Raw genomic sequence first — 16164 nt, forward strand, 5'->3', positions numbered from 1 at the left:
CTGGTCCCGGAAACAATGGCCGGCACCCAGCAGCAACATGGTTTCTTCCTTCAGCGCGTCGGAGCTTATCTGCTTATGATCCGCCCATGGGTGTCCCTTTGGCACGGCCACTACAAAGGGTTCGTCGTAAAGCGGCTGAACCATCAGCCCCGCGTCGGGTATGGGAAGCGCGACAATGGCACAATCGATCTCACCCTGCCGCAACAATTCAAGCAAGCGTGTGGTGAAGTTTTCCTGTAGCACCAGGGGCATCTGCGGTGTCACCTCGATTTGTGAGGGCACAAGTTTGGGAAGCAGATAGGGGCCAACCGTGTAGATCACACCGACTCTCAAGGGCCCTTCCAGGGGGTCGTGACCCTGTCGTGCGATTTCTTTGAGGTTGGTGGCTTCTTCCAGCACTCGTTGAGCCTGTGCCACGACCTTGAGTCCGATGGGGGTCACTCCAACTTCGGTGCCTCCGCGCTCGAACAGCACGACACCCAGTTCGTCTTCCAGTTTGCGGATGGCGACAGACAAGGTAGGTTGGCTGACGAAGCAGGCGTCCGCCGCCCGGCCAAAATGCCTTTCTCGCGCTACCGCGACTATGTATTTCAATTCCGTCAAAGTCATGGCTACTCGCTGTCCTCTAACAGGTGGTTAATAGGAGCCCCACATCAGCTTCGCAGATAATCCTGTTTGCCTCGCATCCACCGGTTCATGTGCGCTTGCGCTTTATCCGGGTCGTGACGGAGCCAGTCACGGGCAAGTTCCTGCGCCTGTGCCGCCAGTTCGGCGTCAGTATCCAGATCGGCAAAACGCAGTAGTGCCGTGCCAGACTGACGCAGGCCCAGAAACTCTCCGGGACCGCGTTGCTCAAGGTCGCGCCGGGCAATCTCGAAGCCGTCATTGGTTTCATACATTGCGCGCAGCCTTTGTCGGGCGACCTGAGAAAGCGGTCCCTGATACATCAACAGACAGATCGATTGAATCCCGCCCCTGCCTACCCGGCCTCGCAACTGGTGCAATTGGGCAAGCCCGAACCGTTCGGCATGTTCGATGATCATCAACGACGCATTCGGTACGTCCACCCCTACCTCGATGACTGTCGTGGCCACCAGCAGGTCGACTTGGCCGGCGTGAAACTCTTCCATGATCTGCGCTTTCTCGGCGGGCTTGAGCTTGCCGTGTATCAGTCTGATGCGCAGGTCTGGCAAGGCCTCGGACAGTTGCTGATGCGTGTCTACTGCGGTTTGCAACTGCAGGGCTTCACTTTCTTCAACCAGAGGACAAACCCAATATGCTTGCCGGCCTGATCGGACTTCCTGTGCCACCAGAGCGAGAATCTCGTCTCGTCGCTCATCAGAAGCCAGCTTGGTGATGATGGGCGAGCGTCCGGGCGGCAGTTCGTCGATGACTGATACATCCAGATCGGCGAAGAACGTCATTGCCAGGGTTCGCGGTATGGGGGTGGCGCTCATGTTCAATTGGTGGGGAATCAGTGCGCCTCCGGCAGCCTCGCCCTTCCGGCTGAGCTCGAGCCGCTGTCCCACACCGAAACGATGTTGTTCGTCAAGAATTACCAAGCCCAGATTTGCGAAAACGACCTTGTCCTGTATAAGCGCCTGGGTACCGACAATAAGCTGTGCCTCACCCGACTCGATTGCCGCCATGGATTCGCGACGGGCTTTTGTACCGAGGCTTCCGGTAAGCCACGCGATTCGTACACCCAGCGGATCGAGCCACGCCGACAGTTTCCGAAAATGCTGCTCCGCCAGAATCTCTGTGGGCGCCATCATCGCCACTTGTCCGCCGTTGCCTATGACCTGAGCAGCGGCCATTGCAGCGACAACGGTCTTGCCACTGCCGACGTCGCCTTGCAAGAGCCGGTGCATGGGATGGGAACGAGCAAGATCGTCTCGAATTTCGCGAATTACACGCTGTTGCGCCTGCGTCAGTTCAAACGGCAGGCGGTCTTGCAGCGCGGACACCAGTGCGGTGTCGTTCGCACTGTATGGGCGGCTGCGCTGAGTCATCCGTGCAGCACGTGCAATGGCCAGAGACAACTGCTGGGCAAGCAGTTCGTCAAACTTGATGCGCCGCCATGCAGGATGCTCGCGCTCGACAAGGTCGTGATACGAGACGTCTGGTGGTGGGTGATGCAGTGTTCGAATCGCCTCGGCAAACGGCAGCAGGCCGTAGCGCTTTCGAATCGGCTCGGGCAGCGTATCACTCAGGTCGGCGCGAGCAAGTGCCTGGTCAATGGCGCGTCGCAATGCGGGCTGGCTCAGGCCATCGGTAGTTGGGTATACAGGCGTCAGTGAGTCTGGCAGATCGCCGCCGGCAGCCGTGACGCGCGGATGCACCATTTCGAGTCCGGCGAACCCTCCGCGCAGCTCGCCTCGTACCCTGATCCGCTTTCCACGCTCTACCTGTTTTTGCTGGCTTGGATAAAAATTGAGCCAACGTAAAGCCAGTCGGCCCGTGCCATCTTCGATCATGGCAACGAGCTGCCTGCGAGGCCGGAACTGGACTTCGCTGTACACGACTTCGCCTTCGACCTGACCAGTTTGCCCTACCTGCAACGAGCCTATGGCCTGGACTTGTGTTTCATCTTCGTAGCGCAATGGAAGATGAACGATGAAGTCCTGTTCAGTGTGAAGACCCAAGCGTAGAAAACGACGCTGAGTGACACTCAAGCCATCCGCCGCCTGACTTGACTGGCCGGCCTTGTTGGATTTTGCCCCGGTTGCAGATGTGCTCACGGTGTGGCGAAGACGTGTCGCCTAAACGACAATAATCGCCTCGACCTCGAATTGAGCGCCTTTGGGCAGACTCGCCACACCGATCGTCGAGCGCGCGGGAAACGGCTGGGGAATGATTTCCGCCATGATGGCATTGGCGCTGGCGAACTTGCTCAAGTCTGTCAGGTACAGTGTGAGCTTGACAATGCTTTCAAGCGTCCCGCCAGCCGCTTCGATGACAGCCTGCATATTCGCAAACGACTGGCGTACCTGACCCTCGAAGTTTTCGGAGACCAGTTCGCCCGTGCTGGGCTCAAGGCCAATCTGGCCGGACAAGAAAACGGTCTTGCCGGCCGGGGCGGCTACGGCCTGGGAATAAGGCCCAACTGCGGCGGGTGCCGCCTCGGTATGAATAATTTGCTTAGCCATTCGGTTCTCTGTAATGAGGGGAAAACAATCCACTATCAGAGTTTAAACAGCTATAGCTAGAATTAACAAGGTCCCTGCACCCGCAGCAATCTTATTTCTCGACAAATGCCCGCTCTATGACGTAGTCGCCGGGTTCTCCGACTCCTGCCGATACGACAAAACCCCGATCATCAAGCAGTTTGGTGACATCGGTAAGCATGGCAGGACTACCGCACAGCATGGCACGGTCTGTTTCCGGGTTGATCGGAGGCAGCCCGATGTCTTCGAACAACTTGCCAGTCTCGATGAGCGTGGTAAGCCTGCCCATGTTGCGGAAATTTTCGCGCGTGACGGTTGGGTAGTAGATCAGTTTTTCTTGAACCAGGTCGCCAAAGTACTCGTTGTTAGGCAGTTCATTCTGGATGAAGTCTGCATAGGCCAGTTCGCTGACGTAGCGTACGCCATGTACCAGCACTACCTTTTCGAAACGGTCGTAGACGTCTGGATCCTTGATGATGCTCATGAAGGGAGCCAGGCCCGTACCGGTGCCAAACAGATATAGATTCTTGCCGGGCTTGAGGTCATCAACAACCAACGTGCCAACGGGTTTCTTGCTGACCAATACCGAATCGCCCACTTTGAGATGCTGCAGGCGGGATGTCAGCGGGCCGTCGGGCACCTTGATGCTGAGGAATTCCAGGTTCTCTTCGTAATTGGCGCTGGCAATGCTGTATGCCCGCATTAGAGGCTTGCCTTCGACTTCGAGGCCGAGCATGACAAAGTGGCCATTGTGGAACCGCAGCGCAGAATCGCGCGTGGTGGTAAAGGAAAACAGTGTGTCGTTCCAGTGTCGTACGCTGAGTACCTGCTCTGAGTTAAAAGCTGCCATAGTCTTGTTCGCTAAAAAGGCCACCGAGAAAGAAGAAGTGTATACGCTTGCTTCGACTGCCGGAGGCGTGGTTATCGACATAAACAAGTGTAGATCAATTCTACACCATTTTAGTGTTTACTAAGTTAATTTTCTATTGTTTATGTGGTATTTAGAACATTCCGAATAAATTTCCAACTTTTTGAGTGGGCGGTGACCTTGATTCTGCGCAAGGTGCATTTAGAGTGTATACGTTAGATTAAGCCAATTGAATCACGTGCCGACGGCGAAGTTGCGGGCTTTCCTTTAAACTGTTAGCCTTTGCTTTTCATGTAGCTGATAATCATTTGCATTAACAGGAAGCCCAGTCATGCGTTTGAAACGCCCTTTCCTAGCATCCCTGCTTCGTGCCGCCGCGACGGTGGGCCTGGCGGCCAGCGCAACCGCCGCGGTGGCGGATGTCACGCTTTATACCACTCGAGAACCGGGGCTCATTCAACCAATTCTCGAGCAGTTTACAAAAGACACCGGCATCAAGGCCAATACCGTGTTCGTCAAAGATGGCTTGCTGGAGCGCGTCAAGGCCGAAGGCGAGAAATCCCCGGCCGATGTCCTGATGACCGTCGACATCGGGAACCTTATTGACCTCGTACAAGGCGGCGTTACCCAGCCGATCGAATCCAAGGTCTTGAATGAAGTCATTCCGGCCAATCTGCGCGGCAAGGATGGTCACTGGTACACCCTTTCCATGCGCGACCGGGTGGCTTACGTCTCCAACGACATCGATGTCAAAGAGCTTACCTATGAGTCGCTGGCCGATCCCAAATGGAAAGGCAAATTCTGCACGCGGTCCGGGCAACACCCGTATAACACCGGTCTTATTGCCGCTTTCATTGCTCATAACGGTGTAGAAGCTGCCGAACAATGGTTGCGCGGGCTCAAGGCCAACCTGGGCCGCAAACCTACCGGCGGCGATCGGGACGTCGCGCGCGATATTCTCGGCGGCATATGTGATGTAGGTATTGCAAACGCCTACTATGTTGGTCGCATGAAGAACTCGGAACCCGGTTCGGACGCACGAAAATGGGGTGACGCCATTCATGTCGTGCGGCCCACCTTCGCCAACGAAGCCAGCAAGGGAACCCATGTAAATATCTCAGGTGCGGCGGTGGCACGGCATGCCCCCAACAAGGACGATGCCATCAAGCTGTTGGAGTACCTGGTCTCAGAGCAAGCCCAATATCTGTACGCCAATGCCAATTACGAATATCCGGTTCGGGAGGGCGTGGAGCTTGACCCCGTCGTCGCAAGCTTTGGCAAGCTGGTAGTGGATCCGCTGCCACTTTCCGAGATCGCGAAATATCGCAAACAAGCTAGCGAGTTGGTGGATAAAGTTGGCTTCGACAACTAAGTCGCTGCCAGGCGGGGCGTCTGCACTGACGCCCGGCAGCAAAAGAAGTTTCAAGCAGTACCTGCTTCCTTCCGCGGGCTGGCCGTGGCGGATGGGAGCTGCCCTGATTGCCGTGATGGTGATGGCTCCGGTCGTCGCGCTCATATGGATGGCGACAGGCGGGGATTTTGCTCATTGGAGCCACCTCACCCAACATGTATTGCCTGTCGCGTTGCGCAATACCGCCCTGCTGTTGCTGGGCGTTGGCGTGCTTGTAGCCTGCCTGGGCACGGGCAGTGCCTGGCTGGTTACCGCGTACGACTTTCCGACGCGGCGCATATTGCTTTGGGCGCTTCTGTTGCCCTTGGCGGTGCCTACGTACATCATCGCCTTTGCCTATCTCGATATATTGCATCCCTTGGGGCCGGTACAAGGCTTATTGCGGGATATTCTTGGATACGACAGTCCCAGGCAGTTTCGATTACCCGACTTGCGGGCGTTGCCCGGCGCAATCGTGCTGCTTGGATTTGTTCTGTACCCTTATGTCTATCTCAGTACACGAGTAATGTTTGCCACGCAGGCAAACAGCCTGATGGAAGCCGGACGCATTCTGGGGCAGTCGCGGCGAGGCGTGTTTTTTCGTGTGGCATTGCCACTGGCCCGTCCAGCCATTGCGGTGGGTGTAAGTCTTGCCCTGCTCGAAACCCTCAATGACATTGGTGCATCAGAATTTTTGGGCGTACAGACGCTGACCGTATCCGTATATACCACCTGGATCACCCGTTCTGATCTGGCCGGCGCAGCGCAGATTGCACTGTCGATGCTGGCCATTGTCGTAATGCTGATCTTGCTCGAGCGGCACGGACGGCGCCATCAGCGTTATGCAAGTACACAAAGAATGCGACCGGTTCAGCCAGAGAAGCTCTCGGGCACTCGCGCGCTTGTCGCTGTGGTCCTGGGCTGGTTGCCGGTTCTGATTGGTTTCGTCGCGCCGGCGCTGTATTTGCTGGAAGAGACCATCAAGCATTTTGGAACCGCCGGCGGCATATCAGCGCAGCTGCTCCAAAGCGGCTACAACACCGTCAGCGTGGCGCTGATCGCCACATTCATGACTGTCGCGGGTGCCATCGTAGTGACCTGGGCGGTGCGAAGCTCACACACCATCAAGACCCGCTTCATGACGCTGTGCTCGCGTATTTCCACTGTCGGGTACGCCCTGCCCGGCACTGTCCTGGCCATAGGTCTGCTTTTACCTCTGATTGCCGTGGACGACCTGATCGGCTGGCTGGCGCAATTGCTGGGCTATCCGCCGCCGGGCTTGCTGCTGATGGGTTCCACCACCGCATTGGTATGTGCCTATGTCATACGCTTCATGGCCATTTCCGTCGGCAGTCTCGAATCCGGTCTGGCCCGGATTCCGCCGTCACTCGAACAGGCGTCCAGGCTGCTGGGTGAAAGTCCGGCCGGCACGTTGCGGCGTGTTCATCTTCCTTTGCTTCGACCAGCAATCGGAGCCGCAGCCCTGCTGATTTTCGTCGATGCAATGAAAGAGCTTCCAGCCACGCTGCTTCTGCGTCCGGTCAATTTTGAAACGCTCGCGACCTGGCTATATGCGGAAGCTGCGCGAGGAACGTACGAAGAAGGCGCCATCGCCGCGCTGGCCATCGTCGTTGCCGGGCTCCTTCCGGTAATCCTTCTGGCACGACACCAGCTAAAATCAGCTTACTAAGCTTTATTCCGGATTTTCATGCTCGTCTTCACCCACATTAGGCTGCTGCATCATGGCTGAAATCATGCAGCTTGACGCCATATCTTTGGCATACGATACGCCACAAGGCCGACAGGCGGTGGTCGAAGATTTTTCGCTGAGTCTCGAAAAAGGCCATATCGGCTGCTTGCTGGGTGCCTCTGGTTGCGGCAAGACTACCGTACTGCGCGCCATTGCCGGCTTCGAGCCTTTGCGCTCCGGCCGCATCATACTGGACGGCAAGGTATTGTCCAGCGCAGGATTTCAGCTTGAACCTGAACATCGCGGCGTTGGCATGATGTTCCAGGATTACGCATTGTTTCCCCACCTTACTGTTGAGAAAAACATTGGCTTTGGCCTGCGCAGGCTGGATAGTGCCGAACGCACACGGCGCGTGGCGGAACTGCTGCACCTTGTCGGGCTCGAAGGAACAGAACGACGTTATCCGCACGAACTGTCGGGTGGACAGCAGCAGCGTGTTGCCCTTGCCCGCGCTCTTGCACCCGAGCCGGACCTTCTGCTTCTGGACGAGCCCTTCTCCAATCTGGACATCGATACGCGCGAACGCCTTGCTTTCGAGGTACGCGATATCCTGAAATCCACCGGCCACACCGCCCTGCTCGTAACGCATAACCAGGCCGAGGCGTTTGCGATTGCAGATCGCATCGGCGTCATGCAAAAAGGCGTCATTGTCCAATGGGATACGCCATATGGCTTGCACCACGCTCCGGCCAACGATTTTGTGGCTGACTTTATCCGGCGTGAGGCACTGATGGCCCAGCGGGCCCAGGCCTATCTTCGCGGTGAAGAGGCCGGATAAAGGTCAAGTTCCTGACACTTGCGCGTGAGCGTATTGCGACCGATTCCCAGCCGTTGTGCGGCCTCTGCCCGACGCTCGCGTGAATGTTCCAGAGCCGTGCGAATCAGTGTGGCTTCGAACTCGCGCACCAGAGTTGCCATAATGGCCGGTTCGTTGCGTTCCAGACGGCGGCTTACATCCTGCGCCAGCAAGTTGGCCCAAACCGGCCGGCCAAGATCTTCCTGGCCCGCGGCCTTTTCCAATGCTTCTTCTATCGGCGTACTGGCTTGCGGGGCGCTGATGCCAGCATTTGCCGAGGTCAGTTCGGGTGGCAGATCGTCTACATCGACCCATTGACCCGATGCCATGACTGTGACCCAATGGCAGAAATTTTCGAGTTGCCGGATATTGCCTGGATAATCGAACCTGAGTAATGCAGCCAGCGCATCCGAGGTGAGTCTGCGCGTGGGCACGCCAAGCTTTTCGGCACTGTTCTGCAGGAACAGTTCGGCCAGGGCCGCGATGTCTTCCTTGCGTTCGCGCAATGGCGGCAGTCGCAGACGGATCACGTTCAAGCGGTGGAACAGGTCTTCACGGAACTGGCCTTGTGCCACTCGCTGCTCCAGGGGCTGATGCGTGGCAGCCACGATACGCACATCCACCCGTATGGCCTGCGAACCCCCCACGCGATAAAAACTGCCTTCGGCCAGCACCCGCAGCAGGCGGGTCTGGAGTTCGAACGGCATGTCTCCGATTTCATCCAGAAACAAGGTGCCGCCGTTTGCTTCTTCAAACCGGCCCCGTCGCATGGTCGTTGCCCCGGTGAAAGCACCGCGCTCATGACCAAATAATTCTGCCTCGAGCAAATCACGAGGAATGGCTGCGGCGTTGAGTGCCACAAATGGCTCGGAAGCGCGGGAGCTGTGGGTGTGCAAGGCCCGAGCGATCAGTTCCTTGCCCGTGCCAGATTCGCCGGTGATAAGAACCGTGGCGGATGAAGCCGCGAGCCGTCCGATGGCGCGAAATACTTCTTGCATGGCGGGAGATGCCGAACGCATCATCAGGCGATCACCCTGTTTCGCTGTCGGGAACTCGAGGTTGTCGTGTCCGGGAGCCTGATCATCGGGCTCGTGTGAAGACTCCTGGACAACGGGCGTGGCAGATACAGAGGCTTCAGCGGCACGTCGTATCAGGGACACTGCCTCATTGATATCGAATGGCTTGGCAAGGTAATCGAACGCCCCTTTCTGAAAGGCGGCCACCGTGCTGCTCAAGTCTGTATAGGCCGTCATGACGATGACGGCCAGATCAGGGTAGCGCTCCTTGATCTCTTGCAACAGGGCGAGGCCATCCTTGCCGGGCATGCGAATGTCGGTTACCAGAACATCAGGCAATCCACTTTCAATGGCTTCCAGCAAGGCGTCCGCCGACACGAAACTACGTGTGGGAAGCTGCGCGCGTTCGAGCGCTTTTTCGAGCACCCACCGTATGCTGGGATCATCGTCCACTATCCACACTGCCTTCATGGCGACTCCAATAAAACTTCAATACAAACGGAAAGACCGGTTTGCCTCGATCTGTTCTCAAGCTGGTTCAAGCGGCAATATCAGGCGAAATTCTGTGCGGCCGGCACTGGATTCAAAATCTATGACTCCGCCGTGCTGCTGTACGAACTCTTGAGCCAGGCTCAGTCCCAGGCCGGTTCCGCTGGCGCGTCCCGTCACCAGGGGATGAAACACCTTGTCGCGCAGGCCTTCCGGAACGCCCGGCCCGTTATCTATCACAGACACAATCACTCCCATCCGAACGGGTCGACTGGCCAAGACCAGCTGGCGACCGATGCGCGTGCGCAGCGTCAATGTCGGGGCGTCCATGGACTTGTCCTCGATCAGTGCCTGTGCACCATTTCGTGCCACGTTCAGAAGTGCCTGTACCAATCGCTCGCGATCGCCCGACAACTCGGGTACCGAAGCATCGTAATCGCGCAGTACCTGAACAGCAGGAGAAAACTCCGCTCGCAGCAAGGTAAAGACACGCTCACAAATCTCGTGAATGTTGAAGCGTGTCATCTTGAGGCTATCGCCTTGCGGGGCAATCAGCCGGTCGACCAGTCCGCGCAGTCTGTCCACCTCACCGACGATGACACTGGTGTATTCGCGTAGCGGGCCCTGTCCCAGTTCGGCTTCCAGCAACTGAGCGGCTCCCCGGATACCTCCCAGGGGATTTTTGATCTCGTGTGCCAGATTGCGCAGGGACTCGCGCTGTACCTGCAGCTCTTTGCTCAGTTGTTGAGTCCGGTCTGGTGCGCCCTGATGCTCGAGACTGCGAACTTCGATCAAGGCCGCCCAGACCGGATGCTCGACCGGGGTGATGGTCACCCCCACCGGCAGATCCCCACCTTGGGTCCGTGCAAGCGTTGCAAGGCTCAGTACCCCGTAGCGGCCAAGCAAGGCATCATCAAACCGTGATTCGAGCTCGGCCTCGGCAGCAAACATGATCTTGGCATCGACGCCGTTGAGCTGACGCTGCGACAAGCCAAACAGTTCTTGCGCTGCCACATTGGCGCCAAGCACCAGGCCGGATTCATCCAGGGCCAGTATGGCGGTGGCGAGCAGATCGTAGTGGTCGATGGAGGGGATCACCATACGCTCCGCTCGCCTGCAACCTACAGGCTGTAGTACATGTCGAACTCAACCGGGTGTGTCGTCATGCGCAAACGCGTGACTTCGGCCATCTTGAGTTCAATATATGCATCGATCATGTCGTTGCTGAAAACGCCGCCGCGAGTCAGGAATTCGCGATCGGCATCCAGCGCCAACACGGCCTCTTCGAGTGACGCACATACGGTCGGGATCTTTGCGTCTTCTTCGGGCGGCAAATCGTACAGATTCTTGTCGGCGGGATCGCCCGGGTGAATCTTGTTCTGAACGCCATCCAGACCGGCCATCATCATGGCCGAAAATGCCAGGTAGGGGTTGGCCAGTGGATCCGGGAAGCGCGCTTCGATTCGGCGGGCCTTCGGGCTGCTGACATACGGAATGCGAATGGAGGCCGAACGATTGCGAGCCGAATAGGCCAGCTTGACCGGCGCTTCGAAGTGCGGAACCAGCCGCTTGTACGAGTTGGTGGAAGGATTGGTCAACGCATTCAGGGCACGGGCATGCTTGATGATGCCGCCGATGTAGAACAGCGCAAACTCGGAAAGGCCTGCATAGCCGTTGCCGGCAAACAGGTTTTGGCCGTCCTTCCAGATAGACTGGTGAACGTGCATGCCCGAACCGTTATCGCCTACCACTGGTTTGGGCATGAATGTGGCTGTCTTGCCATAAACGTGAGCGACGTTGTGGATGGTGTACTTGAGGATCTGGTTCCAGTCGGCGCGGCGTACCAGCGTCGAAAACTGCGTACCGATTTCCATTTGCCCGGGACCGGCCACTTCGTGGTGGTGGACCTCGACGGGCACGCCTTGCTGCTCCAGCAGCAAGCACATTTCTGAGCGTAGATCGTGGAACGAGTCTACCGGTGGAACCGGCACGTACCCACCCTTGACCGAAGGACGATGGCCCATATTGCCGCCTTCAAGGTCGAGCCCGCGGGACCAGGAGCCCTCTTCGGACTTGATCTTGACGAAACATCCCGAGGCGTCGTCGTTCCAGGTGACGCCGTCGAAAACGAAAAACTCGGGTTCAGGGCCGAAGTACGCTGTATCACCCAGACCACTGGATTTCAGATAGGCTTCTGCACGGCGTGCCAGGGAGCGCGGGTCGCGGTTGTACCCCTTCAGATCGGAAGGTTCCAGGACGTCGCAGGTCAGGATTAGCGTGTTCTCTTCGCGGAACGGATCCATGCGTGCAGTAGTTGGGTCGGGCATGAGAAGCATGTCAGAGGCTTCGATACCTTTCCAACCCGAAATCGATGAGCCGTCAAAGGCTTGTCCGGATTCGAGCTTTTCTTCGTTGACGGCATGAGCCGGCACGGTCATGTGATGTTCGCGGCCAAGCGTGTCCGTGAATCGGAAATCCACAAAAGCGACTTCGCGCTCGCTAATCAACTTCACAATTTCTTCTGCTGTGGACATAGATGCTCCAGGCTAAATAAAGGTCAAAAAGAAGACGTCGAATTGCATTACGCAACAACCGTGCCAGTTTTTACCGCCGGGAAAACGCCGGTTTTGTCCTTTTCGCCGGGATTTCCACATGTTTTCGATTCAGATTCGGAAGAGCTTTTGCACAAATATGGTGCATATGCCCCATATTGGTTCAAATTGTAGTGCAAAGCGATTGCGCCACACTGGGGAAAATCAGAAACCAAGTGTAATGAGGGCTTGTTCCAGAGCTTTGTCCGGTCGCCGGAGCGCCGGACCGCCGGGTCGCCGGATTGCCGGATTGCCGGATTGCAGGGATTGCAGGGATTGCAGGGATTGCAGGGATTGCAGGGATTGCAGTATTGCCAAATTCCCGGATTTTATGGATTCTCGACCGGTGCCGGATCAGACCAGAAACATGCTTTGAAGGTCGTTCAGGAAGCGCCAGCCCAGTGGTGTGGCCTGGATACGTGAAGGGTTGGGATCGAGCAGGCCCTTTTCAACGGCGCGATTCACGGTGGGCAGTATGGACGTCAGGCTCAATCCGGTGCGATCTTCGAATATGGCTGTCGCCACGCCTTGTTTCAGACGCAGGGCATTCAACATGAACTCAAACGGCAGATCCTGAGCCTGGACTTCGTGCTCGTCCGCAATATGTTCCGCGCTTCCCGACAAGGCTTTGGACATCCAGGACCCCGGTTGTCGCAGCCTGGACTGCCTGATGATCCGATCGGGGAACGATAATTTTCCATGGGCCCCCGGCCCGATTCCCAGATAGTCACCAAACTCCCAATAGTTGGTATTGTGGCGACTTTGCGCACCCTCGCGCGCGTAGGCCGAGACTTCGTACCGGCGCCAGCCCCCTTCTTCTGCCAATTCGGCGACGCGTTCCTGCATGGCCGCCGCCGTGTCATCATCAGGCAAGTCGTCGGGTGGATATTTCGCGAATACGGTATTGGGTTCCAGGGTCAGGTTGTAAAGCGATAAGTGTTCGGTTCCATAGGCCATCGCAATTTCCAGATCGTGCCGGCAGGACTCCAGTGTCTGACCGGGCAAGGCAAACATGAGGTCAAGGTTTACTCGCGGAAATGCCTTTTGAGCCGCATCGATGGCGCGGCGTGCCTGGTCCCCGTCGTGAATGCGTCCCAGAGTCCGCAGCGCGTTGTCGTCAAAGCTTTGGATACCAAGCGAGACGCGATTGATGCCACTGGCAGCAAAAGACTGGAACTTCTGCGCTTCGACCGTCCCGGGATTGGCCTCGATGGTGATTTCAGCGTCCGGCCAAAGGTTGAGATACGCCCGGAACATCGCCAGCATCTCGTCCACTGCCGAAGCCGAAAGAAGGCTGGGGGTCCCTCCCCCGATGAAGACCGTATATATCTGCCGGCCCCAGATCAAGGGCAATGCTTGTTCGAGGTCGGCTCGCAGCGCGGCAAGAAACTCCTTTTCGGGCAGCTCGCCTTGCAGCTCGTGTGAATTGAAGTCGCAGTACGGACATTTACGTACGCACCATGGCACGTGCACATAAAGCGAAAGCGGAGGCAGACTGGAAAGTCTGATTCCCTCGGAGCTGGCTTTGCTCGAACTGCCCTGCCCTGAGCCTGCCGGCGCAATGCGGATAACCTTCTGCACTCAGGCCTCGTCCTGCCGAGCCAAAGCGTCGAGTAATTTGCGCAGCGCTCTGGCGCGATGGCTGTGGCGGTTTTTCTCGGTTGGCGGCAACTGGGCCGCCGTCATTCCCAGATCGGGAAGAAAGAAGTAAGGGTCGTAGCCAAATCCGTTCTCGCCGGCGGGTTCGCGGTTTATCTGTCCGCGCCATACCCCTTCTGCAATGATGGGGCGTGGGTCCTGGGCATTTCGCACGTAGACCAGAACAGCCACATAAGACGCCGACCGATTGGTTTGCCCTTCAAGTACCTTCATCAGGTGCTCGTTGTTGGCGGCATCCGACTTTTCTCCACCACTTAGACTGGCGTAGCGGGCCGAATACACGCCTGGTGCCCCGTCCAGGCAATCGACGCATAGCCCGGAATCGTCTGCCAAGGCTGGAAGCCCCGTGTGTTGACTCGCATGACGCGCTTTTGCCAGTGCATTTTCAACAAAAGTCGCGTAGGGCTCATCTGCCTCGGAAACGCCAAGTTCGCCCTGAGGCACCATCTGAATGCCGACCGACGAAAGGATGGAGGAAAACTCTTTGAGCTTGCCCGAGTTGTTGGAGGCAAGAACAACTTTCTTGGCCGTGGGTGGTTTATTGTCAGGACTTGATGGGCTGGGCATGGGAAACACAAAAAACAATGTTCGTGCGGGCGCATAAACGTGAGCGTTGCGCCCGTTTGCAAGATGCCGTCAGTGTAACCGACGCCGGCCCATTACTGACAATGGCCCCACTGCTCAAGGTGCCGTCTCAAGCGCCTTTTTCTGGAGGTCGATCAGTTGCCCGATACCTTGCGATGCCAGGCCAAGCAAGGCGTCGAGTGCTTCACGATCGAAGGTCTGGCCTTCGGCCGTTCCCTGAATCTCGACAAAGCCCCCTGCTCCGGTCATGACGACATTCATATCAGCGCCGCAGCCGGAATCTTCGGGGTAGTCCAGGTCGAGCACCGGCCGCCCGTCCACCAGGCCCACCGATACCGCCGCCACATGGTCGAGCAAGGGCTGCGTTTGGAGTTCGCCGGCCTTGGTCAGCGTACGCACCGCCAGTGCGGCCGCCAGCCAGGCGCCGGTAATGGCTGCGCAGCGTGTCCCGCCATCTGCCTGAAGCACGTCGCAATCCAGGTGTATGGTGCGCTCGCCCAGCAGGTTCAGGTCGAACACTGCCCGCAAGCTTCGGCCAATCAGCCGTTGTATCTCTTGGGTGCGACCGCTTTGCTTGCCGCGCGCCGCTTCACGATCTGAACGGGTGTGAGTGGAACGAGGCAACATGCCGTACTCGGCGGTAACCCATCCCTGGCCCTTGCCCTTCAGAAACGGCGGAACCTTGTCGAGCACACTGGCGTTGCACAACACATGGGTATCGCCCATCTTGATCAGCACGGAGCCTTCTGCATGTCGTGTAAAGCCGGTTTCGAGAGATACGGCACGTAATTGGTCGGGCAATCGACCCGACGATCTGAAATCAGGGTTGGAAGACAAGAAAACTCCTGTAAACGATTTGAAGGTGTGCGCCAATCGGCAATAATAGAGAATTCCCCACATTATGCAGGATACTTCTTCATGATACGCAGCATGACCGCCTTTGGCGCAGCCAGCGCCGAATCCGAACTAGGCAGTGTCACCGTCGAGATTCGCACCGTCAACAGCCGTTACCTCGATATCAATCTGCGTGTCCCGGATGAAATGCGCATGGCCGAAGCCTCGCTGCGCGAGCAAATCGGGTTATTTCTTAAACGCGGCAAGGTCGATGCCCGCGTCGCTTTCGCGCGGGCCGCAACCAACCTGGATCAGGCCCTTAGCGATGACTATCTGCAGATGACCGCAACGCAGCTGAAACGGGTTCGCGAATTCCTGCCCGAGACGCCCGCCCCTACCCTTTCAGAATTGATCAAGGGCGCAAGCGCAAGCGAAAACACCTCAGATCCGAAAGCCTGGACTGAGCTGTGCGTGCAGGCGGCCACACAGGCTTTAACCGACCTTCAGGCCAATCGCGAGCGTGAGGGTGCGCGACTGGCGCAGGCGATGTTGGAAAATGCGCAGGACATTGCTGGTATTGTGGCATCCGTACAGACCGAAGTTCCGCGTCTATTGGACGAGCACCGCCAAAAACTTGCCACCAAGCTTCGCGAGACACTCGAAGCGGCCAGCCCTTCAGGCCTGGCACAAATCAGCGGTGAAGAGCTTTCCGCCCGTATAGCGCAAGAGTCCTCTCTTTTCGCACTGCGCATCGATGTGGCCGAAGAACTTACTCGCTTGCAGTCTCATATTGATGAGCTTCGCCATTTGCTGCAAGACGACAGTGTCAACACACCGCAAGCCGCCCGCGGCGCTAGAAAAAGCGGCAAAGCCGGCGGCAGCGTGGGCAAACGACTCGACTTCCTGTTCCAGGAAATGAATCGCGAGGCCAACACCCTGGGCTCCAAGGCCAGTGGTATCGAAGTGACCCGCGCGGCGATCGATCTGAAACTGTTGATCGAACAAATGCGCGAGCAGGC

At 57.4% G+C, this 16164-nt stretch carries 14 protein-coding genes; 4 read left to right on the plus strand and 10 right to left on the minus strand.

Features of this window, described 5'->3' with window-relative positions:
* The 4 genes from Q1J88_RS11015 to Q1J88_RS11030 form a co-directional block, all read right to left on the minus strand.
* On the minus strand, nt 1-609 hold a 609-nt coding region (locus Q1J88_RS11015; RefSeq protein WP_301117740.1), incomplete at its 3' end, for a LysR substrate-binding domain-containing protein.
* A 44-nt stretch (nt 610-653) separates the two neighbouring features.
* Entirely contained in the window at nt 654-2741 is a 2088-nt protein-coding gene (gene recG, locus Q1J88_RS11020; RefSeq protein ID WP_301117741.1) for an ATP-dependent DNA helicase RecG, read from the minus strand.
* A 21-nt stretch (nt 2742-2762) separates the two neighbouring features.
* Nucleotides 2763-3149, minus strand: coding sequence for a Rid family detoxifying hydrolase (locus Q1J88_RS11025; RefSeq protein WP_301117742.1), 387 nt, complete (start codon nt 3147-3149; stop codon nt 2763-2765).
* A gap of 91 nt (nt 3150-3240) precedes the next feature.
* A complete protein-coding gene (locus Q1J88_RS11030) occupies nt 3241-4017 on the minus strand; it encodes a ferredoxin--NADP reductase (RefSeq protein WP_301117743.1) in 777 nt (258 codons plus the stop codon).
* A 349-nt stretch (nt 4018-4366) separates the two neighbouring features.
* Here Q1J88_RS11030 and Q1J88_RS11035 point away from each other — a divergent pair, with 349 nt between their 5' ends.
* The 3 genes from Q1J88_RS11035 to Q1J88_RS11045 all read left to right on the plus strand — a co-directional run bounded on the left by Q1J88_RS11035 (nt 4367) and on the right by Q1J88_RS11045 (nt 7953).
* Complete coding sequence (locus Q1J88_RS11035; RefSeq protein ID WP_301117744.1) at nt 4367-5407, plus strand: Fe(3+) ABC transporter substrate-binding protein; 1041 nt, start codon at nt 4367-4369, stop codon at nt 5405-5407.
* 91 nt (nt 5408-5498) lie between these two features.
* Nucleotides 5499-7115, plus strand: coding sequence for an iron ABC transporter permease (locus Q1J88_RS11040; protein WP_301117753.1), 1617 nt, complete (start codon nt 5499-5501; stop codon nt 7113-7115).
* Between the two features lie 52 nt (nt 7116-7167).
* On the plus strand, nt 7168-7953 hold the full coding sequence (locus Q1J88_RS11045; protein WP_301117745.1) for an ABC transporter ATP-binding protein: 786 nt from the start codon (nt 7168-7170) through the stop codon (nt 7951-7953).
* Here Q1J88_RS11045 and ntrC read toward each other — a convergent pair.
* From ntrC to rph, 6 genes are all read right to left on the minus strand, one after another.
* Nucleotides 7926-9458: a nitrogen regulation protein NR(I) gene (ntrC, locus tag Q1J88_RS11050; RefSeq protein ID WP_301117746.1), complete on the minus strand. Its 1533-nt coding sequence runs from the start codon at nt 9456-9458 to the stop codon at nt 7926-7928. The genes Q1J88_RS11045 and ntrC overlap by 28 nt on opposite strands.
* A 57-nt stretch (nt 9459-9515) precedes the next feature.
* On the minus strand, nt 9516-10577 hold the full coding sequence (gene glnL, locus Q1J88_RS11055; RefSeq protein ID WP_301117747.1) for a nitrogen regulation protein NR(II): 1062 nt from the start codon (nt 10575-10577) through the stop codon (nt 9516-9518).
* A 20-nt stretch (nt 10578-10597) separates the two neighbouring features.
* Nucleotides 10598-12010, minus strand: a complete 1413-nt coding sequence (gene glnA / locus Q1J88_RS11060; protein WP_301117748.1) for a type I glutamate--ammonia ligase — start codon at nt 12008-12010, stop codon at nt 10598-10600.
* Nucleotides 12011-12421: 411 nt separating this feature from the next.
* The gene (gene hemW, locus Q1J88_RS11065; RefSeq protein WP_301117754.1) at nt 12422-13630 is read right to left on the minus strand and encodes a radical SAM family heme chaperone HemW; all 1209 of its coding nucleotides are present in this window, start codon (nt 13628-13630) and stop codon (nt 12422-12424) included.
* 18 nt (nt 13631-13648) lie between these two features.
* On the minus strand, nt 13649-14293 hold the full coding sequence (rdgB, locus tag Q1J88_RS11070; protein ID WP_301117749.1) for an RdgB/HAM1 family non-canonical purine NTP pyrophosphatase: 645 nt from the start codon (nt 14291-14293) through the stop codon (nt 13649-13651).
* Between the two features lie 114 nt (nt 14294-14407).
* On the minus strand, nt 14408-15148 hold the full coding sequence (gene rph / locus Q1J88_RS11075; RefSeq protein ID WP_301117750.1) for a ribonuclease PH: 741 nt from the start codon (nt 15146-15148) through the stop codon (nt 14408-14410).
* 81 nt (nt 15149-15229) lie between these two features.
* Between rph and Q1J88_RS11080 the strand changes: the two genes are divergently transcribed.
* A partial coding sequence (locus tag Q1J88_RS11080) for a DUF1732 domain-containing protein (RefSeq protein WP_301117752.1) occupies nt 15230-16164 on the plus strand: 935 nt, incomplete at its 3' end.

It is taken from the genome of Pusillimonas sp., from assembly GCF_029263785.1.
Classification (GTDB): domain Bacteria; phylum Pseudomonadota; class Gammaproteobacteria; order Burkholderiales; family Burkholderiaceae_B; genus Pusillimonas.